General features: G+C 68.4%; 24 protein-coding genes. 6 read left to right on the top strand and 18 right to left on the bottom strand.

Translation table 11 applies throughout. The annotated features are described in order from the left end of the window. Positions 1-37 precede the first annotated feature (37 nt). The gene (locus DFW101_RS11220) at positions 38-697 is read right to left on the bottom strand and encodes a response regulator (RefSeq protein ID WP_009181630.1); all 660 of its coding nucleotides are present in this window, start codon (positions 695-697) and stop codon (positions 38-40) included. A gap of 6 nt (positions 698-703) precedes the next feature. After that, entirely contained in the window at positions 704-1,093 is a 390-nt protein-coding gene (locus tag DFW101_RS11225) for a response regulator (RefSeq protein WP_009105853.1), read from the bottom strand. 137 nt (positions 1,094-1,230) lie between these two features. Here DFW101_RS11225 and cysQ point away from each other — a divergent pair, with 137 nt between their 5' ends. Both cysQ and DFW101_RS11235 read left to right on the top strand, forming a co-directional pair. Continuing rightward, positions 1,231-2,037: a 3'(2'),5'-bisphosphate nucleotidase CysQ gene (cysQ, locus tag DFW101_RS11230; RefSeq protein WP_009181631.1), complete on the top strand. Its 807-nt coding sequence runs from the start codon at positions 1,231-1,233 to the stop codon at positions 2,035-2,037. Between the two features lie 53 nt (positions 2,038-2,090). After that, positions 2,091-2,363 (top strand): circadian clock KaiB family protein, encoded by a 273-nt coding sequence (locus DFW101_RS11235; protein ID WP_009181632.1) that lies wholly within the window; start codon positions 2,091-2,093, stop codon positions 2,361-2,363. Positions 2,364-2,372: 9 nt separating this feature from the next. Here the strand turns inward: DFW101_RS11235 and DFW101_RS11240 are convergent, their stop codons facing one another. The 13 genes from DFW101_RS11240 to DFW101_RS11300 form a co-directional block, all read right to left on the bottom strand. Next, a complete protein-coding gene (locus tag DFW101_RS11240) occupies positions 2,373-3,419 on the bottom strand; it encodes an agmatine deiminase family protein (protein ID WP_009181633.1) in 1,047 nt (348 codons plus the stop codon). A 17-nt stretch (positions 3,420-3,436) separates the two neighbouring features. After that, positions 3,437-4,369: a DMT family transporter gene (locus tag DFW101_RS11245; RefSeq protein ID WP_009181634.1), complete on the bottom strand. Its 933-nt coding sequence runs from the start codon at positions 4,367-4,369 to the stop codon at positions 3,437-3,439. 8 nt (positions 4,370-4,377) lie between these two features. After that, the gene (locus DFW101_RS11250) at positions 4,378-4,935 is read right to left on the bottom strand and encodes an HDIG domain-containing metalloprotein (RefSeq protein WP_009181635.1); all 558 of its coding nucleotides are present in this window, start codon (positions 4,933-4,935) and stop codon (positions 4,378-4,380) included. Continuing rightward, a complete protein-coding gene (locus tag DFW101_RS11255; RefSeq protein ID WP_009181636.1) occupies positions 4,932-5,222 on the bottom strand; it encodes a hypothetical protein in 291 nt (96 codons plus the stop codon). Before DFW101_RS11255 ends, DFW101_RS11250 begins: the two co-directional genes overlap by 4 nt. 98 nt (positions 5,223-5,320) lie before the next feature. Further along, positions 5,321-7,423, bottom strand: coding sequence for a histidine kinase dimerization/phosphoacceptor domain -containing protein (locus tag DFW101_RS11260; RefSeq protein WP_009181637.1), 2,103 nt, complete (start codon positions 7,421-7,423; stop codon positions 5,321-5,323). Positions 7,424-7,464: 41 nt separating this feature from the next. Then, positions 7,465-7,656: a hypothetical protein gene (locus DFW101_RS11265; RefSeq protein WP_009181638.1), complete on the bottom strand. Its 192-nt coding sequence runs from the start codon at positions 7,654-7,656 to the stop codon at positions 7,465-7,467. Next, positions 7,647-8,024: a phage holin family protein gene (locus DFW101_RS11270; protein ID WP_009181639.1), complete on the bottom strand. Its 378-nt coding sequence runs from the start codon at positions 8,022-8,024 to the stop codon at positions 7,647-7,649. The genes DFW101_RS11265 and DFW101_RS11270 overlap by 10 nt, the downstream gene beginning before the upstream one ends. A 1-nt stretch (position 8,025) precedes the next feature. Then, on the bottom strand, positions 8,026-8,322 hold the full coding sequence (locus DFW101_RS11275; RefSeq protein WP_009181640.1) for an ElaB/YgaM/YqjD family protein: 297 nt from the start codon (positions 8,320-8,322) through the stop codon (positions 8,026-8,028). A gap of 318 nt (positions 8,323-8,640) precedes the next feature. Beyond that, entirely contained in the window at positions 8,641-8,889 is a 249-nt protein-coding gene (locus DFW101_RS11280) for a Nif11-like leader peptide family natural product precursor (RefSeq protein ID WP_009181641.1), read from the bottom strand. A gap of 214 nt (positions 8,890-9,103) precedes the next feature. Further along, complete coding sequence (locus DFW101_RS11285; RefSeq protein ID WP_009181642.1) at positions 9,104-9,433, bottom strand: hypothetical protein; 330 nt, start codon at positions 9,431-9,433, stop codon at positions 9,104-9,106. Next, entirely contained in the window at positions 9,430-10,182 is a 753-nt protein-coding gene (locus tag DFW101_RS11290; protein ID WP_009181643.1) for a phosphoribosyltransferase, read from the bottom strand. The genes DFW101_RS11285 and DFW101_RS11290 overlap by 4 nt, the downstream gene beginning before the upstream one ends. 708 nt (positions 10,183-10,890) lie before the next feature. Beyond that, on the bottom strand, positions 10,891-12,597 hold the full coding sequence (locus DFW101_RS11295; protein ID WP_009181644.1) for a glutamine--tRNA ligase/YqeY domain fusion protein: 1,707 nt from the start codon (positions 12,595-12,597) through the stop codon (positions 10,891-10,893). Between the two features lie 166 nt (positions 12,598-12,763). Continuing rightward, the gene (locus DFW101_RS11300; RefSeq protein WP_009181645.1) at positions 12,764-13,165 is read right to left on the bottom strand and encodes a hypothetical protein; all 402 of its coding nucleotides are present in this window, start codon (positions 13,163-13,165) and stop codon (positions 12,764-12,766) included. Between the two features lie 328 nt (positions 13,166-13,493). On the opposite strand from DFW101_RS11300, the gene DFW101_RS11305 reads away from it, so the two are divergent. The 4 genes from DFW101_RS11305 (at position 13,494) to DFW101_RS11320 (ending at position 20,493) form a co-directional block, all read left to right on the top strand. Continuing rightward, on the top strand, positions 13,494-15,977 hold the full coding sequence (locus DFW101_RS11305; RefSeq protein WP_009181646.1) for a sensor domain-containing protein: 2,484 nt from the start codon (positions 13,494-13,496) through the stop codon (positions 15,975-15,977). A 544-nt stretch (positions 15,978-16,521) separates the two neighbouring features. Then, positions 16,522-17,262 carry a FlxA-like family protein gene (locus DFW101_RS11310; RefSeq protein ID WP_009181647.1) on the top strand — a complete coding sequence of 247 codons (741 nt, stop codon included), beginning with the start codon at positions 16,522-16,524 and terminating at the stop codon, positions 17,260-17,262. 646 nt (positions 17,263-17,908) lie between these two features. Further along, a complete protein-coding gene (locus tag DFW101_RS11315; protein WP_009181649.1) occupies positions 17,909-19,168 on the top strand; it encodes a magnesium transporter MgtE N-terminal domain-containing protein in 1,260 nt (419 codons plus the stop codon). Between the two features lie 29 nt (positions 19,169-19,197). Next, complete coding sequence (locus DFW101_RS11320) at positions 19,198-20,493, top strand: Nramp family divalent metal transporter (RefSeq protein ID WP_009181650.1); 1,296 nt, start codon at positions 19,198-19,200, stop codon at positions 20,491-20,493. Between the two features lie 148 nt (positions 20,494-20,641). Here DFW101_RS11320 and DFW101_RS11325 read toward each other — a convergent pair whose 3' ends face one another. The 3 genes from DFW101_RS11325 to DFW101_RS11335 form a co-directional block, all read right to left on the bottom strand. After that, entirely contained in the window at positions 20,642-21,229 is a 588-nt protein-coding gene (locus tag DFW101_RS11325) for a chemotaxis protein CheC (RefSeq protein ID WP_009181651.1), read from the bottom strand. A gap of 126 nt (positions 21,230-21,355) precedes the next feature. Beyond that, positions 21,356-21,709 carry a response regulator gene (locus tag DFW101_RS11330; protein WP_009181652.1) on the bottom strand — a complete coding sequence of 118 codons (354 nt, stop codon included), beginning with the start codon at positions 21,707-21,709 and terminating at the stop codon, positions 21,356-21,358. Between the two features lie 76 nt (positions 21,710-21,785). Next, complete coding sequence (locus DFW101_RS11335) at positions 21,786-25,091, bottom strand: ATP-binding protein (RefSeq protein WP_009181653.1); 3,306 nt, start codon at positions 25,089-25,091, stop codon at positions 21,786-21,788. Positions 25,092-25,218: the final 127 nt, after the last annotated feature.

The raw sequence follows: 25,218 nt of genomic DNA on the forward strand, positions 1-25,218 counted from the left end.
GGGGGGGCTGCGGCCGCCTGCAGGCCGCAGGGGAAAGCTATTCCGGCAGGAGCCGGACAAAGCCGAAGGACCGGCCCGAAACGTCGAGACAGGGCGTGTCGCCCGGGGCCTGGGCGGCGGACTGGCCCGGGAAGGCGTCGGCGAAGAGTTCGCCCGCAAGGCCCGATTCCGGGTAGGCGAAGAGCACCCGGCCATCCGGGGAAACGACGGCGAAGGCCCGGCCCAGGGCCCGGGCCACGGCGTCCAGGAGCGGGCGCGGCAGGGCCGCCGGATCGACCGGGCAGGGGCGTTCGCGGTGGCGCCGGGTGATGGCCATTTCCAGATTGGCCTTGAGGTCCAGGAGCTTGACCGGCTTCTGGATGTAGCCGGCGGCGCCCGTGGCGGCCACCCGGTCCATGATCTCGCGGTCAACCGCCGCGGTCAGAAAAATCACCGGCACGCCGAGCCCTTCGATGATGACCCGGGCCGCGGCCACCCCGTCCATGGCTCCGGCCAGGTTGATGTCCATGAGCACCACGTCCGGCAGGAGGACCGCAGCCTCGGACACGGCTTCCTCGCCGGTCTCGATCTCGGCGCACACACTGTAGCCGAGCCGGTCCAGGATCTTGGCGGCCACCCGGGCCGACAGCGGGTCGTCCTCGACGATGAGCACCCGGCGGCGGGCGGTGGCCTCCAGGCGTCCTTCCACGATCTCCATGGCGGCTCAGCCCCTGTCCGCGAGGGTGATCTTTTTGTGGGCGTCCTGGATCTTGTAATACAGGTCGTCCATTTCGGCCGGCTTCATGAGATAGTCGAAGGCGCCCTGCTCCATGCCCCGGATGGCCACGTCCACATTGGCGTGCCCGGTCAGCATGATGACCTCGACCCGGGGATGGGCCTCCTTGATGCGGGTGAGCGTTTCCATGCCGTCCATGCCCGGCATCTTGACGTCCAGGAGCACCACGTCCATGGGATTGTCCGCCAGGATGGCCAGGGCCGCCTCGCCGCTGTTGGCCGTCAGCACGGAAAGGCCTCGCCGGGACAGGCGCTTTTTGAGCGTGTCCACGTAACTTTCCTCGTCGTCGACCAGGAGCACCCGCACTGCCTCGCTCACGAATTTGCCTCCGCTCGGACTTGGTCCAGTCGTGCATCCATAGCCGCGCGGCAGGGGAAAAGCAACCGCCCGGACCCGTGTTGATACTGCTGTCGCCGGACCGAATACTGCCACGCCTCCCTGAAGGAGCCTTCCGTATGACCCCGCTCGACCTGAACGCCTTGCAAGGCCTGGTCCGCCTGGCCGGCCACGCCGTCCTCGACCTCTACCGCAACGGCTTTTCCGTGGAAGAGAAATCCGACCACACTCCGGTGACCACGGCCGACAGGCGGTCGAGCGAAATCCTCCTCGAGGGCCTCGCCCGCCTCTTTCCCGACATCCCGGTCATCTGCGAGGAGACGGAAAGCGCCCCCTACGCGGTCCGGCGGCGCTACAAGCGGTGCTTCGTGGTCGATCCCCTGGACGGGACCAAGGAATTCATCCGGCACTGCGACGAATTCTGCGTCCTGCTCGCCCTGGTCGAGAACGGCAGTCCGGCCTTCGGCGCCATCCACGTCCCGGCCACCGACACCCTCTACTGCGGCGGGCCCGGCCTCCCGGCCACCCGCCGCGTGGCCAACGGTCCGGCCGAGCCCCTCCGGGCCGCGGCCCCGGCCCCCGGACAACCGCTCGTCATCCTGGCCAGCCGCTCCCACCCCGACCCCGGCCTCACCGCCTACCTGGGCCGGTTCCCGGGCTGCCGGCTGGTCCACCGGGGCAGCGCGCTCAAGTTCTGCGCCCTGGCCGACGGGACCGCCCACCTCTACCCCCGGCTCGGCCCCCTCCGGGAATGGGACATCGCCGCCGGCCATGCCGTGCTCGTCGGCGCGGGCGGCGCCATGACCGCCCTTGACGGCTCGCCTCTGCGCTACAACACGGCCGAACTCGTCAGCGGGCCGTTCCTGGCCCGTTCCTTTTCCGATGGCGTGGTCCCGTCGAACCTGCTATTCATGGAAGCACCATAAGCCGAGGTTGGTGGCGGGGGCGGACTACTCTTCACAGGGAGAAGGGGGAGGCCATGACCACGCGTCTGACACTCTATCTTTCCGGGACCGACCCAGGATCCCGGCGGATGACCGCGGCCTTGCGGGCCTGGTGCGAACGGGAGCTTGGCGGCGACTACCGGCTCAACGTCCTCGACATCAGCGACTGGCCGAAGCGGGCCGAAAATCTGCCCATCCTGGCCACGCCGGCCCTGGTCCTCGAATCGCCGGGCCGGATCACGGTCGGGGACCTGTCCGACATTCCAAAGACCATGGCCGCCCTGGGGTTGGCCCCGAAACGGGAATAGCCGGCCGGGCTAGGGCGCGGCCGGCTGCTCGTGGGTCAGGCAGTGGATGGCGCCAAGGCCCCAGACCAGGTCCACGGCCGAGATCCCGACCACTTCCCGGCCCGGGAAGGCCTCGGCCAGGATGCCAAGGGCCTGCCGGTCGCGGACATCGTTGAAGGTCGGGACGAGGACCACCCGGTCGCCGATGAAAAAGTTGGCGTAGCTGGCCGGCAGCCGCTGGCCCTTGAAGACCAGGGGGTGCGGCATGGGCAGGTCGATGACCGAAAGCCTGCTCCCGTCGGCGAGCGTCGCCCCGGCCAGGCGCTCGCGGTTTTCGGCGAGCACCCGGTGGTTGGCGTCGGCCGGGTCGTCCTCGCGGCAAAGGACCACGGTGTCTGGCCCGACAAACCGGCACAGGTCGTCCACATGGCCGTGGGTGTCGTCGCCGGCGATGCCCTTGCCGAGCCAGACCACGTTTCGCGCCCCGAGATATTCCCGGAAAACCCCCTCGTAGTCCGCCCGGCTGAAACCGGGATTGCGCACCTGGACCGCCGCATCGAGGAGGCACTCCTCAGTGGTCAGGACGTCGCCCCGGCCGTTGCCGTCCATGCCGCCGCCCTCCAGCACCACCCGCCGCCCCTGCCAGACCGGCTCCACCACAGCAAGGCCCAGCTCCCGGCAGACGGCCGGCCCGGCCACGTCGTCGAGGCGGTGGTCCGGGTACTTGGCCCAGCCCGTGAAGCCGAAATCAAGGGCCACCACCCGGCCGGCCTCGTGCACGAAAAACGGCATGAAGTCCCGGGTCCAGCCCCGGTCCATGGGCGCGGTGAAAAATTCCACCAGCCCGGCCTCGGCGCCGACGTCCCGCAGTACCCGCCGGGCCGTGGCCTCCTGCCTGGCGTCGCGCACCAAGAGGCGGACCCGCTCGCCCGCGCCGGTCAATTTCCGGATCATCTCGCCATAAACCCAGGCGATGGGCGAAAACTTGCCCGGCCAGTCCGAGGCGTTACCCGGCCAGGCCAGCCAGACCGCCCCGTGCGGCGAAAATTCCGCCGGCCATGTGAACTGTCGCTTCATGGAATGTTCTCCTCTCCCTACACCTGCCGGCAGACGTAGAGCACGAGGCCGGTGACGGCAAGGGCTATGCCGGCCGCGCCCAGGGGGCCGGGCCAGGGGCCGGCCAGGAGCAGGGTTTCGCCCAGGAGCGAGAAGACGACTTCCAGGGACTGGGTGGCGTCGGTGGCGGCCAGCTCGTAGGCGTTTTTGGCCCGGCTGCGGGCGCGCAAAAAGATCGAGGTGGCGATGACGCCGGAAAAAAGGGCGACCAGCCCGGTCTGGAGGACCTGGTCCGGGGACGGGGCCGGCGGCCGGGTGACGGCCACGAGGACCAGCCAGAAGGGGATGGAGCCGATGGTCAAAAGCAGGGTCGGGGTGCGGCCGGCGTCCAGGGCCGGCTGGTCGATGCGCGGAATGCGCCCTCCCCCGCCGTGCCGGGCCTCCCACACGAGCTGGTTGCCGAGCGGATAGGCCACGGCCGCGACCAGGACGGCCGCGATGCCGAGCAGGCTGCCGACGTCCGGCGCGTTTCGGGCCTGCTCCAGATTGACCAGCACGATGCCGCAGAAAATAAGGGCCGTGAAGGCGAGGCCTTTTCGCGGCACCGCCCGGCCGAGCAGGGCCAGGACCAGGGGTGTGGCCAGGATGGTGGCCTGCCAGGTGGTGGCCACCACCCAGCCCGGGGAAAAGACCGAGGCCAGGGTCACGCCGGCGTAAAAGACGCCGAAGCCGACCGAGCCGGCCACGGTCCAGAAAACCGGGTGCGCGGCGAAAAGGCCGAAAGCCCGGCCCACGGCCCGGGGCCCGCCCGTGCCCAGGGTCCAGGCGAGCAGGATCGGCAGCATGAAGGCGTAGCGCAGGCTGGCCGACCAGACCCAGTGGCCGCCGGACAGGCTCATGGACCGGTTGAGGACAAAGGTCGTGCTGAAAAAAAGGGCCGCCAGCGCCCCGAGCCAGACCAGTCGGAACATGGCGCGGCTCAGGCCAGCCCGGTTTCGGCCGCCACGCCGGCGATGGCCCCGATGGCCAGGGCCAGGAACTCGTCCAGCGGCAGGCCGGCCTTGTCGCACTCCAGGATGTTGGCCCGGCGGACGTTCGCGGCAAAGGCCTTGTCCTTCATCTTTTTCTTGATGCTCTTGGGGGCCATGCCGACCATCTTGTCGGGCCGGACCAGGGCGGCGGCGCTGATGATGCCGGTGACGGATTCGGCGGCCCGCAGGGCGAAGTCAAAGGGCGTGGCCGGGGCGACGCCGGTGTGTTCGTCGTTGTGGGCGGCGATGGCGCGAAGAGCCTCGGCCGGCAGGGCGTCCGGCGGCAGCAGGCCGGCCAGGGCCAGGCCGTGCTTTTCCGGGGCCTCGGCCGTTTGCGGATAGTCCAGGTCGTGGAGGAGGCCGGTCAGGCCCCACAGGTCCGGGTCGTGGCCGAGGCGGGCGGCCAGGGCGCGCATGACGGCCTCGGTCTGGCGGCCGTGGGCCACGAGGCCGGGGCCCGGATTCTGGGCCAGGACGAGGGACAGGGCTTGGTCGCGGCGGATCATTTGGGTTCCTTGGCTGGTTCCTGGGCCGGTTCCTTGGCGGGTTTGGCGTCGGCCGGGTGCAGGGCGTCGAGGTCGGCCCGGATGTCCTTGGCCACCCGTTCGGCATAGGCCAGGGCCACGCGCTTGGCGTCGTCGAGGTTCGGAATCTTGTCTTTGAGCGAACGCTTGCCGACCTGGATCTTCCAGCCCGGGGCCCCCATTTTTTCATGGATGACGGCCACGAGCAGGGCCTTGCCGAGATTGATATAGTGGGTGCTGTCGTCGTGTCGGGTCCATTCGGCGGTCATGGCGGCTCCTGGCGGTGCAGGTGGGATGGGTGGCCTTTACCACGATGCGGACCGGGGGCAAAGGGCGGCGCGGGCCGGACCGCCGGCCAGGGAACGGATCAGGCGGGGAAACGCAGGGTGAAGGCCGCGCCGCCCTCGTTGCGGCCGGCGACCTCGCCGCCGAGCTGGCGGGCCAGGTTGGCCACGAGCTGCATGCCGAGCGTGCCGGATTTTTCCGGGGCAAAGCCCGCCGGCAGGCCCGGGCCGTCGTCGCGGACGGTGATGGAGACGGTGCCGCCTTTTTCGTCCAGGCTGATGCCGAGGGTGCCGGCCTCGCGGCCCCGGAAGGCGTGCTTGGCGGCGTTGGTCAACAGCTCGTTGACCACGAGGCCCGTGGGCACGGCCTTTTCGATGGGCACGCTGACCGGGCCCAGGCGGCAGTCGAAGGACAGATGCGGCGCCTTCGGCTCGTGGCCGAAAATCCGGGGCAGGAGGTCCCGGATGTAGTCGTCGAGCCGGACCCGGGCCAGGTTGCTCGAGCGGTAGAGCTCCTCGTGGACCAGGGCCATGGAGGCGATGCGGGTGCGGCTTTCCCGGAAGCTCACCAGGGCCGCCGGATCGGTGATCTGCTCCTCCTGGAGATAGAGGAGGCCGGAGATGATCTGCAGGTTGTTTTTGACCCGGTGGTGGATTTCCTTGAGCAGGATCTCCTTTTCGGCCAGGGATTCCCGGATGCTGCGCTCGGCCTCCATGCGCTCGGTGACGTCCTTGTCCACGCCCCGGTAGCCCGCGAGCCGGCCGGCCGCGTCCAGGAAGGGCACGCCCTTGGTCAGCAGGCACCGCCGGCTTCCGTCCGGGGCCACGCGCCAGTTGGCCAGCTCCCCCAGCGGTTCGCGCCGGGCCTTGGCGGCCTCGAAGGCCTGGCGCAGGCCCGCCTCCTCGCCCGGGGCCAGAAAGTCGAAGGGGGTGCGGCCAAGGAGGGCGTCGGGCTCCCAGCCGAGGACCTCGCGGACCTTGCCGCTCACGGAGGTGTAGCGGCCGGCCGCGTCGATCTCCCAGAAGCAGTCGGCCATGCTGGCCGCGAAATGGGCCATCCGCTCCCGGCTCTGCCCCAGGGCGGCCAGCGCCTCTTCCCGGGCCGCCTCGTGCTCGGCCAGGAGCCGGGCCGTGGCATCCAGGGCCCGGGCCACCTTGCCGAGGCCGACGTCGCCGTGGGGCAGGTCCGTGCGGGCGGCCAGGTCGCCCCGGCCGATGCGGCCGGCAGTCTCGGCGATGCGGTCCAGGCCCCGTTCCAGGACCTTGCCGCCGAAAAACCAGGGCACGGCCAGGGCCAGGCCGGTGGCTCCGGCCAGGAGGGCCATGTTGGCCAGGAGGGCCCGGCGGGCGGGCCCCAGGACCGCGCTCTCGGGCAGGCCGACCACAAAGGCCATGTAGGCCGGCGCGTCGTCCGCCAGGGCAAGCTTCTGGTAGGCGAAAAAGCGGTTTTGGCCGTCCGTGCCCGGCAGGAAGAACTCGCCCTCCCGGCCGCCCTGGCGCAGGACCTGCCAGACTTCCTGGCGGATGGGCCGGCCCAGGGGGTTGGCGTCGGCCCGGGGCCGGTAATAGAGCCGCCTGCCCGCCTGGTCCACGATGCCGAGGATGGAGCCCTGGGGCAGGCGCATTTCGTCAAAGGCGTCGTCGTAGGTGGTGAGCTTGATGGCGATCACGAGCACGCCGGCCACCTCGCCCCGGTCGTTTCGAAAGGCCATGGAAAACGGGAAAATCGGGGTCGGGGCCGACCGGGTGACGACGTATTCGCCCACCGAGAAGCCGCCCGAGTCCATGGCGGCCCGGAAATGCAGACGGTCGGCCAGATTGACGCGGCTGGTCGGCCGGCCGGCGGCGAGGATCTCGCCCTGGCGGTCGATGGCCAGAATGTTGTTGTAGAGGGGATTTTGGGCCAGGAGCGAGGCAAAAAGGGCGTCGCAGGCCGGGATGTCCAGGCGGCGGACCTCGGGCATGGCGGCCAGGGTGGCAAGGAGCAGGCGGGTGCCGTCGGTGAGGCGGGCCTGGAGGGTGGCCATGGCGGCCGCGCCCTGCCGGGCGTCGTGGGTGGCCTCGTCCATGAGGTGGCGCCGCTGGTCCATGCCGTCGAGGACCAGCAGGCCGAGAGCCGGCAGCACGGCGAGAAACCCAAGCAGCAAGAGCCCGGCACGGATGGAAAGCGACCGGCGAAGCTTCACGATCCGTCTCCAGCGCCCGCCCGGGGCTGGCCGTTGGGAGGTTAGCGCCTGCGCAAAAAGCCGAGGACCTGCTCGGCCAGGCTCCAGCCGAACCGCAGATCCGTGACCGACCGCAGGACTGCGGCCCGGGCCTGGCCGAATTCCCGCCGCAAAAGCCGCCGGCCAAGCTCGCCCCGAAGGGCGATCCCCTGCTTCTTGGCGGCGATACGCCGCAATTGCCCGTCTAGAAACATTCCCCGTCCTTTTTCAGTTCGCCAATGGTCTGGGCAAAGGCCAGGGGCAGCCGGGCCACCCGACGGCGCAGGCTCCAAAGAGCGGCCCAGGCCACCACCAGGCAGACCCCGGCCCCGCCGGCCACGGCCGGCAGCCGCCAGGCCGGCGGCACGGCCAAAAGGACCGCCAGCACGGCCAGGGCCAGGCCGACGGCCAGAAAAACCGCGCCGAGGCAGGCCAGGATCAGGAACTGGAGCAGCCGGATCTTGGCTTCCCGGGCCTCGAGCCCGAGCAGCTCCAGCCGGCCGGCCAGCAACTCGGCGGCCAGGCCAAGGACCCGGCCGCCGGAGGCGACAGTTTCGTCAAACGCGCCAGATATGCGCATCATGCTACTTCCGGCTCAGGAACCAGCCGAGGAGCAGACCCACGAGGAAGGTGCCGCCGATGACCTGGTACGGCTTGTCGTGGACCATGCGGTCGGCCGAATCCACGGTGTCGTCAAAGAGGCCTTCGACGTTGGAGTATTTTTCCCTGGCCATGGCCAGCCGGTCTTCCAGCTTGGCGCGCACCTTCTTGATCTGCTCGTCGGCCTGGCCGGCCGTGGCTTCCAAAAGGGCGTTGGCATGGCGCATGAGCTCCTTGAGCTCGCCGGCCGCTTCGTCCTGATAGGCGTTTTTTCTGAACATGAGGCTACCTCCATGGAGACGTACGATCTTTTGGAGCCAGCGTAGCCCATAAACGGAATCGATGTCCACGCATAAGACATCTTTCAAACGACAGGAACGTCTTTTTTCTCCCAACCAAGGCCGGGCGGCCGGAGAACGGACGCGACACGGCCGCAGACCCGCCGGCTGCGTGGCCGGGCCGGGTCGGCGTCGTGGCAAAAAAGGCGGGGTGCGGCTGGTCTGCGGCGCCGGGCCGAGGCGGGGCGGCCGCCCGGACGAGGCGGAGACGCAACTTCGGCCAGGGCCTGGGGCCGCTTGCCGCAAGGCGCGGCGGCCGGGCTACATGAAGGCGTAGGAGCCGTGGCCGTGCTGCTGCCGGCGAACCCGTTCGATGACCGCGGTCCGGTCCTCGGAAGCGTTGCCGCCGGGGCTGGTGGCGCAGACCAGCTCGGCCGGGGTGAAGCGGTAGCCCTGGGTGATGACGAAGCGGCGGCGCTCCCATTTGTTTTTGCATTCGCCAAGGGCCCAGCGGAATTCCGGGTCCTCGCGCAGGCGCCGTACAAATTCCATGGCACTTTGCAGAGACATGCTGTCCTCCTCCCTGTGATGGCGGTCAGACACCAAAGCAAAAATCGTGCAAAATTCCTCCGCCCTCGACAAACAAGAAATAATTCCGCGATTTCGACTGGTTAGAACAAAAATGACCACGGCAACGGGCCGCCGGCAACCGGCCCCCCGTTCCACTCCGGCAAACAACCGGCCCGGCCTTTTGCCTGCGTCAAACCCGCCGGCCGCCTGCGGCTCACTGCCCGTAGTTGGTGTTGCAGTATTTCATGCACCAGTTGTAGGCCATGAGCACGGTCGGGCCGCAGCCGTTGAACTGGTTCGGCCCGTAGACCCGGTTGTAGACGGTCTGGCAGCCTTTGGCGCAGTCTTCGACCGAGCCATGCTTCACGGACAGGACGTCGGAATCGTACTCGTTGCAGATGGTGATGGTGTCGCAGGAGGTGCGGTGCCCGATGGCCGTGTAGCAGAAGCCGCGGAACTCGGAGTCCGTCAGCGGCCTGGAGGCGCCGCAGCCGGCCAGGGCCACGGCCGCGCCCAAAAGGATGCACAGGGAAAAAATCCTCATCGCTTCGCTCCTTCCTTCGTTGTGGGCGGCCCGGCTCCGGGCCCGGGCGGTTGCGTCCCTTCCCGGGCAAAGGCCCCAAGCATGGCCGCTGTTTCCGCGACCGTGAGGTCGCGCCAGTGCCGGTAGGCCCGGGCCACGGCAAAGGGGCCCGGCCCGCAGACCAGCGGCACCACCAGCCAGTCGGCCACGTCGGCCAGCCGGAAAAGCGCGGTCCGGGGGGCGGTCGGCGCGGCCACGACGGTCACGGCCGCATCCCGCTGCCGCACCAGGCCAATCGCGGCCAACATGGTGTACCCCGAGGCCAGGCCGTCATCAACCAGGATGACGGTCCGGCCGGCCAGGGGCGGCAGCGGCCGGTCGCCGCGAAGGAGCGCTTCCCGGGCCGCGAGCTCCCGGCCCACCCGGGCCGCCTCGGCCTCGATGTCGGGCGGCCCAAGGCCCAGCTCGGCCACCAGGGCCGTGTTGAGCACCACTTCCCCGTCCAGGTTCACGGCCCCGAAGCCGGCTTCGGTGTTGCCCGGGATCTGCAGCTTCCTGACCACCACGACATCGCACGGCAGGCGCAGGCGCCGGGCCACGGCCAGACCCACGGGCACGCCGCCGTTGGGGATGGCCAGGACCACGGCTCCCGCGAAGGCGATGCCCGAGGCGGCCAGCCTCTCGCCAAGGAAAAGGCCGGCCTCGGGCCGGTCGGGAAAAACGCCGGCCCTGTCGTCGAAGGGGGGATGGGTGAGGACGCGTGCCGCCATGCCGGGTCTCCTGGCAGTTTGCCCCACCATACCCGATTCGGCTGCCATGAAAAGGAGAAATCGACGGATTTTTCGACCGCGCCCCTGCCCTCGCTCCCGATCAGGGCCGGAAACGCGGCCGGGGCAGGCGGGCGCGGCCGGGGGGAGTATAAAAGCTTGTACCCGTTTCCCGGGCCAAGGCCGGCCGGGTACAGGATTCTGTACGTCCCGGCCGCCGGCCGACGCCCGGCACCGGCCGCCACCTTCCCTTTATCAATTTTAAATACTTGCTCTATTTTTTTATTTTTTCAAACACGAAGAAGTGGCACGCTCCCTGCTTATAGAAAAGCATCCTTCCTCCAAGAACGCGAATTCAGAAAAAGGACCCCCGGGATGGCGACCTGGGAGTCCTTTTTCAGTTGTAGGCTCCCCCTTCCCGATTCCCGGCATGGTCCTGTCCTCGCGGCCAAGGCCCCCCGTCGGCCGGCCAGGCGCACTGCTCCCCTCCCCCGCCGTGGCCCGGACACGACCCATCAGGCCCATCCGCGACGGCCGGACCGCCCCCAAAAAAAGCGCGCCCGGCGGGCGCGCAACACATGCGGCAGGAGACCTGCCTGTCGGCAAACGTCCCTACCCCGGACGTTTGGGATGGGGGGCGCGGGGGGAAACCGCTTTAGAAAAGCGGTTTCCCCCCGCATTCCGGCCTCCCGGGGCCATGTACAAAAACCTTTACCGGCCGGCCGCCCGGGCCCACGAGTCCTTGAGGGCCACGGCCCGGTTGAAGACCCGCTTGTCCGGCGTGGAATCCTTGTCCACGCAGAAGTAGCCGAGCCGCTCGAACTGGACGTTCTCGCCCACGGGCAGCGAGGCCAGGGCCGGTTCGATCAGCGCGTTTTCGATCACTTCCAGGGAATCGGGATTGAGGCTTTCCTTGAAGTCGCCCTTGCCCCCGGACGGGTTCTCCCTGGTGAAAAGCCGGTCGTAGAGCCGGACCTCGGCCGGCAGGGCGTGGGCGGCCGACACCCAGTGGAGCGTGCCCCGGACCTTGCGGCCGTCCTCGGACCAGCCGCCCTTGGTGGCCGGATCGTGGGTGCAGCGCAGCTCCACCACCTCGCCCGTGGCCGGGTCTTTGATCACCTCCGTGCAGGTGACGTAGTAGGCGTAGCGCAGCCGGACCTCGGCCCCGGGGGCGAGCCGGAACCACTTCTTGGCCGGGGTCTCCATGAAGTCGTCGCGCTCGATGTAGAGCTCGCGGCCAAAGGGCACCTGGCGCGAACCCATGGCCGGATCCTCGGGGTGGTAGGGAAACTCGATCGCTTCGGTCTGGCCTTCGGGGTAGTTCTCGATGACGACCTTAAGCGGCCGCAGCACGGCCATGACCCGCTTGGCCCGGCGGTTTAGGTCCTCGCGCAGGCAGTGTTCCAGAAGGGCCATGTCCACCATGTTCTCGGCCTTCGATATGCCGATGCGTTCGCAGAAGTCCCGGATGGCCTCGGGCGTGTAGCCCCGGCGGCGCACGCCGCGAAGGGTCGGCAGGCGCGGGTCGTCCCAGCCGGACACCACGCCCTCGGTCACGAGCTGGATGAGCTTGCGCTTGCTCAAAACCGTGTAGGACAGGTTCAGGCGGGCGAATTCGATCTGCTGCGGATGGCCGGGCACGGGCAGGTTGTTGAGCACCCAGTCGTAGAGCGGCCGGTTGTTCTCGAATTCCAGCGAGCAGATGGAGTGGGTCACCCCTTCCAGGGCGTCGGAGACGCAGTGGGTGTAGTCGTACATCGGGTAGATGCACCAGGTGTCCCCGGTCCGGTGGTGGGTGACGTGCTTGATCCGGTAAAGAACCGGATCGCGCAGGACCACGTTGGGGCTTTTCATGTCGATCTTGGCCCGCAGCACCTTGGCCCCGTCCGGGAATTCGCCGGCCCGCATCCGCCGGAAGAGATCCAGGTTCTCGGCCGGGGTCCGGTCGCGGTAGGGGCTGTCCCGGCCGGGTTCGGTCAGGGTGCCCCGATAGGCCCGGATCTCCTCCTGGGACAGGTCGTCGACGTAGGCCAGGCCCTTTTCGATCAGCGTCTCGGCAAAGCCGTAGAGCTTTCCGAAATAGTCCGAGGCGTAAAAGAGCCGGTCGTCCCAGTCGAACCCGAGCCAGCGCACGTCGTCCTCGATGGCGTCGACGTATTCCACCTCTTCCTTGGCCGGGTTGGTGTCGTCGAAGCGCAGGTTGCACTGGCCGGCGAAATCGCGGGCCAGGCCGAAATTGAGGCAGATGGACTTGGCGTGGCCGAGGTGGAGGTAGCCGTTTGGTTCCGGGGGAAAACGGGTGTGGACGCGGCCTCCCCATTTGCCGGTCTTCATGTCCTCGTCGATGATCTGGCGGATAAAATCACGGGCCACAGCGGGCCCGGACTTGTCTTTTTCGTCCGCGTCGGGTGCGGTCATGGCTGGCCCTCGTTGCTTGGTTGGTCGACGGCCGGACGGCCGCGAGAAACGCGAAAACTAGGCCAAAAGGCAGGGGCGGTCAAATGGGCGGGAAAAGGACGGCGCGCCCGGAACGACCCGGACCGGGCCGGGCCTTTCCAGGCGCGCGCGGACGTCGAGGCGATATTTAGAAGATGTTGTTGGTGTTGACCCAGCCGTACATGTTGAGGCTCGGCACATGGACCAGGGCCCAGCCTTCGCGGTCGTTGACCAGGATGTCGACCTGGGTGCCGATGGGCATCTTGGCCAGCACGCCGCAGTAGAAGCCTTCGCAGTTGCGAAGCGGCAGGTCGGTGAAGCCGGCCCGGGCCGACCGCTGGGGAGTCAGGGTCCAGGTTTCGGCCAGGATGGCCTGCTGCTGCGAACGCATCAGGGCCTCGGGCTGCGTCCCCATGGGCGTCATCATGGCATTCTGCTGGATGGTCTGGGGCGATACCGGGGTCTGCGCCTGGGCCACCGCGGCGAAGGCAAAGATCAAGGCCGAGACGAGCGCGAGGGCAAGCAGGGGAGAAATGAGACGCTTGTTCATAAAAGCCTCCTTCGTGTTTCGTGCGCCGGCCGGCGCGCGTGCGCGCCACCGCCCGGGGCGCGGCAGTGGTGGTCCTGTTCCCCCATAGGAGAGGATCCCACAGTATTCTGACTATACGCCCCCAATTCCGCCCGTCAATCGGTAATGGCGTTTTTCCAGCCGGTCCGGCCAATTCCGGGACGGACCGGGCCGGACAACGATGCGGCATTATTGGCGAAAATGTCATGGACCAGACCCGAAACGGCACCCAAATCCATGTTATTTCAGTAGGTTGACAAGCAAGGCCCCATGCTGCAAAGCTTGCGGCATCTTTCCTTGAGGCATCCGTATGACGCTCCAGTTTCCGGGCACCTTCCCCGAGCTTCCTGACGACGCCTTCCGGCGCGTGTTCCTGTGTTCCCCCAACGCCGCCCTGCTCCGCGACGCCGACGGCACGGTCCTGGCCGCCAACGCGGCCTTCGAGGCCCTTTTCGGCGTGGAAATCCCGGAGGTGGTGGGCCTGGACCTCCGGGAGGTCCTGCGGCCCGTGTCCAGCCGGCCCGGCCGGGCCGACCGGCCGGACGAGGACGGAGAGGTCTGGAGCCTTCGCGGCGCGGCCTTTTTGCGCGAGACCCGGTGGGCGGCCGGCGAGGGCGACGCCGCCGACGTCCGCGTGTCCCAGTTCCCGGTCGGCATGCTCGGAGACCGGCCCATCACCTGCATGCTCTTTCGCGACATTGCCTCGCGCCTGCTCGCCGAGGACCGGCTGCGGGACGCCGAGCGCAAGTACCGGTCCATTTTCGAGAACGCGGTGGAGGGCATCTTCCAGACCACGCCCGCCGGCCGCTACCTCGAGGTCAACCGGACGCTGGCCCGGATCTACGGCTTCGAATCCGTGGCCGAGATGCGGGAATTTTTCCGCGACATCCGAAACCAGCTCTACGTCGATCCCAGGCGGCGTGACGACTTCGTCCGGGAACTGGCCGCCCACGACCAGGTCCGGGACTTCGAGTCCGAGATCCGCAAGAAAGACGGCACCGTCATCTGGATTTCCGAAAACGCCCGGGTGGTCCGGGGCGCGGACGGCCTGCCCGCCTATTACGAGGGCACGGTGGTCGACATCACCGACCGCAAGCGGGCCGAGGCGGCCCTCGCCACCCAGCGGGCCTATTTCACCCAGCTTTTCGCCAACTCCCCCCAGGCCATCGCGCTCATCGACATGCACCGCAACATCGTGGACGCCAACAAGGCCTTCGAGGCCCTGTTCGGCTACCGGACCGCCGACATCCAGGGATTCGGCATGCGGGCCTTCATCGTGCCCGAGCACCTGCTCTCCGAATGCGAAAACATGCGGTGCGCGGTCCTTGCCGGCAAGCCCGTGGTCCGCGAGACCGTCCGCCGCCACTGCGACGGCCGCCTCATCCCGGTGTCCATGATCGGCTTTCCCATCGAGATCGCGGGCGAGACCCAGGGCATCGTCTACATCTACCAGGACATTTCGGAGCGAAAGGCCTTCGAGGAGCAGATCACCCACCAGGCCTTCCACGACGCCTTGACCGGCCTGCCCAACCGCAGCCTCTTCGCCGACCGCCTGGAGCGGGCCCTGACCCGGGCCCGGCGGCGCGGCGACTCCCAGTACGCGGTCCTCATGATCGACCTCAACAAGTTCAAGGGCGTAAACGACACCCTGGGCCACCAGGCCGGGGACCAGCTCCTGGTCGAAGTGGCCAGGCGCCTGTCCGGGTGCGTCCGGTCCATGGACACGGTCGCCCGCCTGGGCGGGGACGAGTTCGCCGTCATCCTCGAAGAGTTCAAGACCAAAAAAGAGGTCATGACCGTGGTCGAGCGCATCGGCGTGGGCCTTGGCAAGCCCTTCGTCCTTTGCGGCAAGACCGTCACCCCCGAGGCCAGCATCGGCATCGTGCTCCACACCCGCGACTACGCCGCGGCCGACGATCTCCTGCGCGACGCCGACATCGCCATGTACCGGGCCAAGGAGCAGGGCCGGGCTTCCATGATCTTCGACCGCAAGATGCACCAGGAGATCCTCGAAGCCATCAGCCTCGAGACCGACCTGCGCCAGGCCCTGGAGGCCGGGGAGCTGCTGCTCCACTACCAGCCCATCGTGGACGTCAAGGACTCCCGCATCGTCGGCTTCGAAGCCCTGGTCCGCTGGGACCACCCCGACCGGGGGCTGGTGCCGCCGGGGCAGTTCATCCCCCTGGCCGAGGAGACCGGCCTCATCCTGCCCCTGGGCCGCTTCGTCATCGACGAGGCCTGCCGGCAGCTGCGGGCCTGGCAGCTCGAAATGCCCGAGGCGGCCGATCTCTCGGTCAGCGTCAACGTCTCCTGCCGCCAGTTCGTCAAAGACGGGCTGGTCGAGCACGTGGCCCAGGTCCTGGCCGCAACCGGCCTGCCCCCGGCCTGCCTCAAGCTCGAAATCACCGAGTCCGTGCTCATGCACGACGCCGAGCACACGGCCCGGGAGCTTAACCGCCTCAAGGCCCTTGGCGTCAAGATCGCCATCGACGACTTCGGCACCGGCTACTCCTCGCTCTCCTACCTGCGCCAGCTGCCTATCGACCACCTCAAAATCGACCGGTCCTTCATCAGCGGTCAGGGCTGCGACGGCGAAAGCCAGGAGATCGTCAAGTCCATCATCTCCCTGGCCCGAAGCCTCGGCCTCACCGTCATCGCCGAAGGCGTCGAATGCCCCGACCAGCTCGACCGCCTGCGCCTGGCCGACTGCGACAAGGCCCAAGGCTTCATGTTCTCCCGCCCCGTGGAAGCGACCGCCGCCGGCCGCCTCATCCGCCAGCACCCTGCCGTCTAAAAGAGGCCTCCGGCGGCCAGGAGAGGCTCTGCCTCTCCTGGACCTCTCCGCCGGGGGGGATCACCCCCCCGGACCCCCCGAAAGGGGAGGACGGGGGGTTTTGCGAGTACATTTGGGGGCAAGCCGTTGGGCGAAAAACTTCGCCGGCCTGCCCCTGGGGCCGTTTTTTTTCGCCCGGCCGCGTAACGGCCGCCGGCCTCGCGGCGACATGGAGAGTGAAGCCCGCCGCTCGTCTTGCCGGCCGGCCCGAGCCGTTGCCACGGCCTGCTGACGTCTTGCCGCCCGCCCGGCGGCCGCAGGAACCGTTGGAACGGATTTGCGGCATCACAGACGGCCAGGACCGAACACACCCTCCCGCACCAGAGAAGGCGGACAATGCACTGTTGCATTGTCCGCCTTTCTTCTTGCGGTTGTTTACAGTGACGACGGATCAAATCCGGAAAAGATACAAGGAAAATCATGCAAATTTATTTTAATTATTATCGGAATCGACCTAAAGACCAGCCGGAACAGACCGATAGGTGGCACAACAAAGGAGGGTGCCATGGCTGCCATCGATAGCTTGACGCTCTATTCCAACGCGACGTCCGTGACCGGCCTTTCCACCCCGGCGGTCGGCAAAACCGCAAGCGACGGTGCGGGCGCCGGGTCCGGCGGTTCCGCCGGAGCGGGGGACACGGTCAGCATTTCCGAGGAGGGCAAGGCCCTGTCCTACGCCCTGTCCGCCGGCGCCACCGCCAGCAACGCCGGCACGGCCGCCGCCGCGCTCCTCGGCGCGGCCGGCGCTTCCGGCGCCACCACCGCGTCCGGCACGGCGGCCGCGGCGACCAGCACGGACGCCGCCGGCACGGCCGATGCGGCCAACGCCACCGACGCCACGGACGCCACCGGCACGACAACGGCTACGGATTCCGCCTCCGCAGCCGCCTCGTCCACCACCGCGACCGGTACGGCGGCCGGGACCTCGGCCCAGGCGTCCGGCTCGGGCGGGGCCAAGGGCGGCGGTGGCGCCGCGGGGTCCGGATCCGCCGACAGCGACGACGACTCCGACACCACGGCCGACGAGATCAAGGAGCAGATCCAGCAGGTCCAGCAGCAGATCGAAAAGCTCGACAGCCAGAGCCTGTCCGAGGACGAGAAGGAGTCCCAGAAGACCCTGCTCGAAAACGAACTGGCCGAACTGCAGGCCCAATACGCCGAGGCGCTGTCAAACGAGAGCTCCTCCGGCTCGACCGGCGGCACCGGCGGCAACACCGCGGCCACCACCTACGGCGGCGCGGGCTGATGCCGCAACGCCTTCCTCCCGCCCGTCCGTCGGGCCGGCATCACCGCCGCGCCGGGGACCTGTCCCGGCCCCTCCGTGACGCCGGCCCGGCCGCCGCCACCGGTTGACAAGGACGGCGGACAGGCATAAGGCCCAAGCAACACGCAACCCCTTTTGAGGAAAAAATGGACGAGCCGTACAGTAGTTGTTGCACGAACCAAACGTTTTTGCACTCTCGCTTGAGATAACGCCTCCTGCCGTCACGGCCGCCGTGGCGCGCCCCTCCCCTCGCGGGAACGGGCCGCCTCCGCCAGCCCCGCCGGTCAGGCGGCGGTAAAGGAGGCGCCCGATGAACACTCCCTTCATCCGGTCCCGAACATTCGCCTCGCGGCCCTTGGCCAACCTCTGCGGCAGCCTTGCCGTGGCCCTTCTGTTCCCCTGCTCCCGGCGTCTTTGCGCCGCCACTTCCGGCGCGGCAAAGGAACCCCCCTCACCAAGCCCCCTGCCCTCCGCGCAGGGCTGACCGGCGGCCCAGGCCGCCCGTCTTTCGCCTTTCCGTTTCCGATCCGACGCGTCGCCCGGGGGTCCTCCCCGCCGACGCAAGCCCGCACAGGTCCCACGGCCCGCCGGTCCCGGCGGCCGCGTCCTGTGCCAGGGAGGCTTGGCCATGAGCGAACTTTACGTCAGTTCCGTGCTGGGGCGGCCGGTCATCGATCCGGCCGGCGTCGAACTCGGCCGCCTGGAGGACCTGCGCCTTTTGCCGGGCGATTCCCTGCCCCTGGTGTCCGGCCTTTTCATCCGCCGGGGCGGCGAGCGCCGTTTCGTGCCCTGGAGCGCGGTCAACCTTTTCACGCCCGTGGTGGTTTCGGCCAGCCCCGACCGCTTTGGCGACGCCGAGGCCGTCGCCGACGACGGCCCGGACATAAGGCTTCGCCGCGACGTCCTGGACCGCCAGATCGTGGACGTGGACGGGGCCAAGGTGGTCCGGGTCAACGACCTGAAGCTGCGCACGCGCGGTTCGAGGCTCTTCGTGGCCGCCGTGGACGTGGGCCTTCGCGGCGTGGCCCGGCGGCTCGGCCAGCTGCGCTTCTGGACCTGGCTGGCCCGGGTCTTTGGCGTCACCCTGCCGTCCCGGGAGATCGACTGGCGCTTCGTGGCCCAGCTCGACCACAACGCCGACCGCCTGACCCTGACCGTGGCCCGCGAACGCTTAACCGACCTCCACCCGGCCGATATCGCCGAAATCCTGGCCCAGCTCCCCCACAAGGAAGTCGGCACGGTCCTCGGCTCCCTTGACGTCGAAACCGTGGGCGAGGCCATAAGCGAGCTCGATCCCGAACTCGGCGGCCGGGTCATCAGCCAGCTCGACAGCGAGCAGGCTTCCGACATCCTCGAAGAGATGGACCCCCACGAGGCCGCCGACCTGCTCGGCGACCTGCCCGAGGAAAAGGCTCGTGAACTCCTCGACCTCATGGACGAGGAGGACGCCGAGATGGTCCAGGAACTCCTCGAACACGAGGAGGACACGGCCGGCGGCCTCATGAACAACCTCTTCGCCTTCGTGCCCCCGGCCATGACCGCCGAGGAGGCCCTGAACTACCTGCGCCTGGTCGGCGCGGAGATCGACAACATCTATTATATCTACGTGATCCGGGCCGACGAGACCCCCCTTGGCGTGGTCACCCTCAAGCGGCTCCTGCTGGCTCCGCCAAAGACCCCCGTGGCCGAGATCATGACCGTCGGGCTCAAGGCCGTCACCGTCACCGCCCCGCCCCAGGAAATCATGGAGATCATCGCCAAGTACAACCTGCTGGCCGTGCCGGTCCTGAACAACGCCGGGCACATGGCCGGCATCGTGCCGGCCGACGACGTCCTGGAACTGTTCCTGCCCGAATCCGTCACCCGAAAGCGTTTCGCCGCGCACTAAGCCCAATCTTCCTTCGCGAGGCATCCGACATGACCGCAGCGACCAAGGCCCCACCGGCCCGCAGGCTCTCACGCAAAAACATCCTCCTGTTCCTGGCCCTCCTCGGACCGGGCATCATCACGGCCAACGTGGACAACGACGCCGGCGGCATCACCACCTATTCCCTGGCCGGGGCCCAATACGGCTATTCGCTCCTGTGGATGCTCCTCCCGACGACCATCTCCCTGGTGGTGGTCCAGGAGATGTGCGCCCGCATGGGCGCGGTCACGGGCAAGGGCCTCTCGGACCTCATCCGCGAGTCCTTTGGCCTGCGCACCACGTTTTACATCATGATCGCCCTGTTTCTGACCAACCTCGGCAACACGGTCTCCGAGTTCGCGGGCATCGCCGCCGGCATGGAGATCTTCGGCATCTCCAAGTTCATTTCCGTGCCCATCGCCGCCCTCCTCGTCTGGCTTTTGATCGTCAAGGGCTCCTACCGGATCGTGGAGCGGGTGTTCCTCGTCGCCTGCGTGGTCTACCTCGCCTATCCCCTGGCCGCCTTTTTCGCGGACGTGCCCTGGGGCGAGGTGGCCCTGGCCGCGGTCACGCCGAGCTTCCGGGCCGACGGCGGCTACGTGGCCATGATGATCGGCCTGGTCGGCACGACCATCGCCCCGTGGATGCAGTTCTACCAGCAGGCGGCCGTGGTGGAGAAGGGGATCACGGCCGAGAAGTACGGCTACACGCGGCTCGACGTCATTGTCGGCTGCGTCTTTGCCGTGGCCGTGGCCTTGTTCATCGTCGTGGCCTGCGCCGCCTCGATCCATGTCCAGGGGCTGACCGTGGAGACCGCCGCGGACGCGGCCCGGGCCCTGGAACCGCTGGTCGGCCGGTACGCCTCCTGGCTTTTCGCGGTCGGGCTCATCAACGCCTCGCTTTTCGCCGCCGGCGTCCTGCCGCTGTCCACGGCCTACTACATCTGCGAGGCCATGGGCTGGGAGCTCGGCATCGACAAGGATTTCCGCAAGGCCCCGCAGTTCTTCTGGCTTTTCACCATAAGCATCATCCTCGGGGCACTTACCATCCTCGTGCCCGGCATGCCGCTTCTGGCGGTCATGTACCTTTCCCAGGTCGTAAACGGCGTGGTCCTGCCCTTTGTGCTCATCCTCATGCTGCTTTTGATCAACGACAAGCGGCTCATGGGCGCCTACGTCAACGGCCCGGCCTTCAACACCGTGGCCTGGGTGACGGTGGCGGCGCTGATCGGCCTGACCGCGCTCATGACCCTGGACACGGTCTGGCCCGGGGCCATCGGCCGGCTGGTCGGGCTGGTGGCGGGCTAAGGCCCCCGCCTTCCAAGGGTGACTGTCATTTGAAAAGAAAAGGACTTCTTCCCGCCTGTTGAAAATACCAGGGCCTGGAGAGCAGGGGCACAGGCGGGGTGGGGCGCGGGGAAGCGGGGCGGGACGCGGGAAGGGGCGTGGCCGGGGCTCAGGGCGCGGCCATGGCGTCGATGGCCGTCAGCAGGGAATCGAAGGAGGAGAGGCTGAAGATGATCAGGACCTCGCCTTCGATGAGGTGGTCCTTCATGCTGAACTGGGTGCGGGCCACCAGGATCATGCCGTCGCCCGTGCCCACGATGCCGGTGATGTCGGCCTCGAGGAAATCCGGCGGCGAGTAGCGCAGCGGCTCCTTGAGGATATTGGCGATGGACCCCATGACGCCGTTTAAGACGATGTTGCCCACTTCCTGGAGCGTGCCGCAGCGCATGGCGTCGTCGCCGGGCAGGGCCTCCTTGCCGAGGACCACGGCCACCAGCTTGGAGGCGGACTCGGGCGGGAAAATAAGGGCGCTTATGCCGGCGAACTCGCCGGTGAAGCTCAGCTGCACCGCCGAGAAGACCGAATGGGGCCGTTCGGCGTAGATTTCGGCCAACTGGGTCTGGGTCAGCACCCGAAGGACCGGTACCTGGAGCTGGATATGGGTGTTGACCATCTGGTTCAGCATGCCGGCCGCCCGGCCGACGCCGATGTTGATCAGCTCCTGCAGGATATCGAGTTGCAAAGACGAGAGGGTCATGGCAATCCCGCGCCGGGGGCGCTCCTGGCGCATCCGGAAGGGCGGCCGTCCACGTCTCCGGGAACGCGCGTTGAAAGGACTCTTGCCGTCTGCGCCACCTTGGACCCCTCCATGCCTTGGCCCGCCTCAGGCCAGGGAGGCCAGCACCCGGCCCAGGGCCGCGGCGTCCATGGGCTTGTTGAGGAAGCTTTTGGCCCCGAGTTCCAGGCACCGCGCCCGGGTGGTCTCCTGGATGTCGGCCGTCACCACCACGATGGCCAGTTCCGGCATTTCGGCCGACAGGATCTCCATGACCGCCAATCCGCCGGGATCGGGCATGTTGAGGTCGAGCAAGAGGACCTGGGGCCGGTTTTCCCGGGCCAGGCGCAGGCATTCCTCTCCGTCCCTGGCCTCCATGACCGAGAAGCCGGCCTCCGTGGCCGCCTTGGCCGCCTGGAAACGTTGGAACATGGAGTCGTCGGCGATAAGCAATAGGGGCATGGCGTCATCCTGTACCAGCCTTCTCGGGCTGGGCGCTTGGCAAGGGGTTGAGTGTCGCATCCGGCGGCTGGCGGCGTCAAGGGCGCGAGGCGTCGGCCGCCGCCTTCCCCGCCTGGCGCAGCCGGGAGAGCAGGTCCCCCGCCCCGGCGCCCCCGGCATCCCCGGCCGCCTGCTCCAGGGCGGCGGCCAGCCCCAGGCACTCGGCCGCGCCCATGGTGGCGGCCGTGGACTTCAGCGTGTGGGCGTGGAGCCGCAGGCCGGCCAGGTCCCCGGCGGCTTGGGCCCGGTCCGCGGCCTCCAGGCGTTTGTGAAATTCCGCAAGCGCGGTGGCCAGGATCGGGCCGAACATCTCCCGGTCGATGCCCAGGCGCCGCAGGGCCCAGTCCGTGTCGAGGACGCCGTGGGGCACGTCGTCCGCCTTGGCCCCGGCCGCGGCCGCCAGGCCGTTTTCCGGGGCCGGGCCGCCGTCCTTGCGGGCGGCCAGCCGGTCGATGGTTCCGGCCAACTCCTCCAGGTTCACGGGCTTGCCCACGTAGGCGTCCATGCCGGCCTCGGCGCAGGCCTGCCTCACCTCCGGCGACACGTGGGCCGTCACCGCGATGATGGGAATGGCCTTGTCCCGCACCGGCCGCTCCGCGCTCCCGCCGGCCCGGATGCGGCGGGCGGCGGTCAGGCCGTCCATGGACGGCATCTCGATGTCCATGAGCACCAGGTCGAAGGGCTCTTCGGCCAGGCGGGCGAGGGCCCCTTCGCCCGAGGTGGCGGTGACGGCCGTGTGCCCGAGCTTTTGCAGGTGGATGCTCATGAGCTTGATGTTGACCGGATTGTCCTCGGCCACCAGGACCCGAAGGTTGCGGGCCGGGGCCTTGGCCGCCCCGGCCGGGCCGGACCCGGTGCCGGCGTCGGCCCGGCCCGGCCGGTAGGGGACGGTGAAGGTGAAGCGGCTGCCGCAGCCGGGCGTGGAGGCGGCCCGGATCTCTCCGCCCATGAGTCCGGCCAGCTCCCGGCTGATGGCCAGCCCCAGGCCCGTGCCGCCGTATTGCCGGGCCGTGGAGTTGTCGGCCTGGCGGAAGCTGTCGAAAATGACCTCCAGCATGTCCGGCCGAATGCCGATGCCGGTGTCGGCCACCTCGAAGACCAGCCGTCCCGGCTCGCCCACGGCCCCGGCCGCCAGGCCCGCCCGGACTGTCACGGAGCCTGCGGCCGTGAACTTCACGGCATTGCCGATGAGGTTGACCAGGACCTGCCGGACCTTGCCCGGATCGCCGCACACGTGGCGGGGCAGGCCCGGAAAGATGTCGAGGGCCAGGCGCAGGCCCTTTTCCCGGGCCCCGAGGCCGAGCGTCTTTATGGCCGAGCGCAGGAGCTCGTGGAGGTCGAAATCCACGGCCTCGAGTTCCATCTGCCGAGCCTCGATTTTGGAAAAATCCAGGATATCGTTCAAGATGTTGAGGAGATGCCTGGCCGAATCGCTCACGGTGTCGAGGTAGTCGCGCTGCTCCTCGGTGAGCTCCGTGCGCAGGGCCACCTCGGTCAGGCCGAGAATGGCGTTCATGGGCGTGCGGATCTCGTGGCTCATGCCGGCCAGAAACTGGCTTTTGGCCTGGTTGGCCCGGTCGGCGTCCTCCTTGGCGGCGCGCAGGGCGTCGAGGTTGCGCCGCCGCTCCACGCCAAGGGCCAGCTGCTCGGCCACGGACAGGAGGAGTTCGGCGTCCTTGCGGCCGTAACGCCCGGGATCGGAAAAATGCATGACCGCCATGATGCCAAGGACCTCCTGGCGGACCCGGATGGGCACGCCGAGCCAGACCTCGGGCGTCTGCCCGGGACAGGCCAGGCCCGTCAGACGCATGCCCCGGCGGGTCACGAGCAGGGGATGGGCCGTGCGCATGACCTCGATCAGGGCGCTCGTTTCCTTGAAATCGTTGAAATTGTCCTTGGTGAGCGGGGTCAGCCGGCTTTTGAGGCCAACCACCGGCTCCAGGGGCGGCTGGGTGGCACTGGCAAAGAGCACGAAATCGAGCCGGTCGCCGTCCTTGTCCACCAGGCCGATGAAAAATTCCCGGGTGTCGATGGTTTCGCCGAGGATGCTGTGGATGGTGCGGTAGAGGCTCGCCATGTCCTCTTCCGAGGAGACCGCGCTCGAAATCCGGTAGAGGATGGAGGTGGTCTTTTCGCTCTCGCGCAACTCCTCCACGGCCAGCCGGGTTTCGGTCATGTCCCGAAGGCTGGCCACCACGCTCTGGCGGCCGTCCTCCTCGGTCCAGGGCGCGTAGCGGATGCCGAGATACCGGCGGCCCAGTCCCGGCAGGTCCACCCAGCGCTCGAACTGGACCAGCCGCCCGCCCAGGCACTCGGCCAGGCGCGGGGCCACCTCCCGCCGGTAAGGGGCCTCGCCGATAAATTCGGCGATGCGCCGCCCGACGATGGCGCTCCGTGGCTGGGCCAAGGCCGTGGCGTAGGTGTCGTTGACGAAGAGATAGCGCCCCTCCCCGTCGACCAGGGCCACCATGTCGGTGGAGGCGGCGATGATGCGGGCGTAGCGGCGCAGGTACTGCTCGGCGCCGTCGCGCGCCGTGGCGTCCTGGACGAAGCCTTCGTGGCCCAGGCTCCGGCCCTCCAGGGCGGCCACGGCCCGCACCTCGCGCCCGGCGGCCAGTGCCGCGTTTTCCCGGCGCAGGCGTTCCATGGCCCGCTCCAGCCTGGCGGTCCGTTCCCGCACCCGCCGTTCCACGAGGGCCCCCTCGCCGCGCACCAGCCGTTCCAGGCGGTAGGGTTCCGACACGTCGGTCAGGACGCCAAGGACCAGCCGTCCCTTGTCCGGCTCGCCGCCAAAAGGCTCCAAGGCCAGGGTGCCCTGGCGCACCTCGCCGTCGCGGCGGCAAAAAGACAGGGCCAGGGTCCGGCGTTCGTCCGAGGCTTCCAGAAGGGCCACGATCTCGGCCACTTTTCGGGCGGCCTGGGGAAAGACGGCCTGGGTGAACCCGGCCAGGGACTGCTGGCGGGGCTTGCCGGCGTAGCCGAGCAGCCGGCGCAGGGACGGGGCGGCCCGCACCGTGTCCGTGTCCGGCCGCCAGGAGAAAAGGCCGAGCCGGACCGGCACCGCCGCCGGCTCCCCGGATGGCCCGTCCGCACTGTCGGGACCGTTTGGGCCCGGGGCCTTGTCGCCGGTAAAAAGGAAAAGCATGGCCGGTTTCACGCCAAGGGCCAGGCACAGGGATTCGATGGCGGCCAGGGAGGGGGCGGCCGCGCCGCGCTCGATCTTGTTCAAGTGTTCGAGGGACACGCCCGAACGCGCGCCCAGGGCGGCCTGGGTCAGGCCGGCCAGACGGCGCAGATGGCGCAACCTGCGGCCGAGGGCGGTGGCGAACGCGGACTGTTTCATAGGCGGGGGAGCGGACCATCGTGTCCGCTCCGGGATAGAAACACGTCATGGTATTACGTGTAAAGCCCTCTTTCACCCGGCGGGGCGAACCTGTTCATTTTGACATAAATTGCTGTATACAATAAAG

The sequence above is a fragment of the Solidesulfovibrio carbinoliphilus subsp. oakridgensis genome (assembly GCF_000177215.2).
Classification (GTDB): Bacteria; Desulfobacterota; Desulfovibrionia; order Desulfovibrionales; family Desulfovibrionaceae; genus Solidesulfovibrio; species Solidesulfovibrio carbinoliphilus.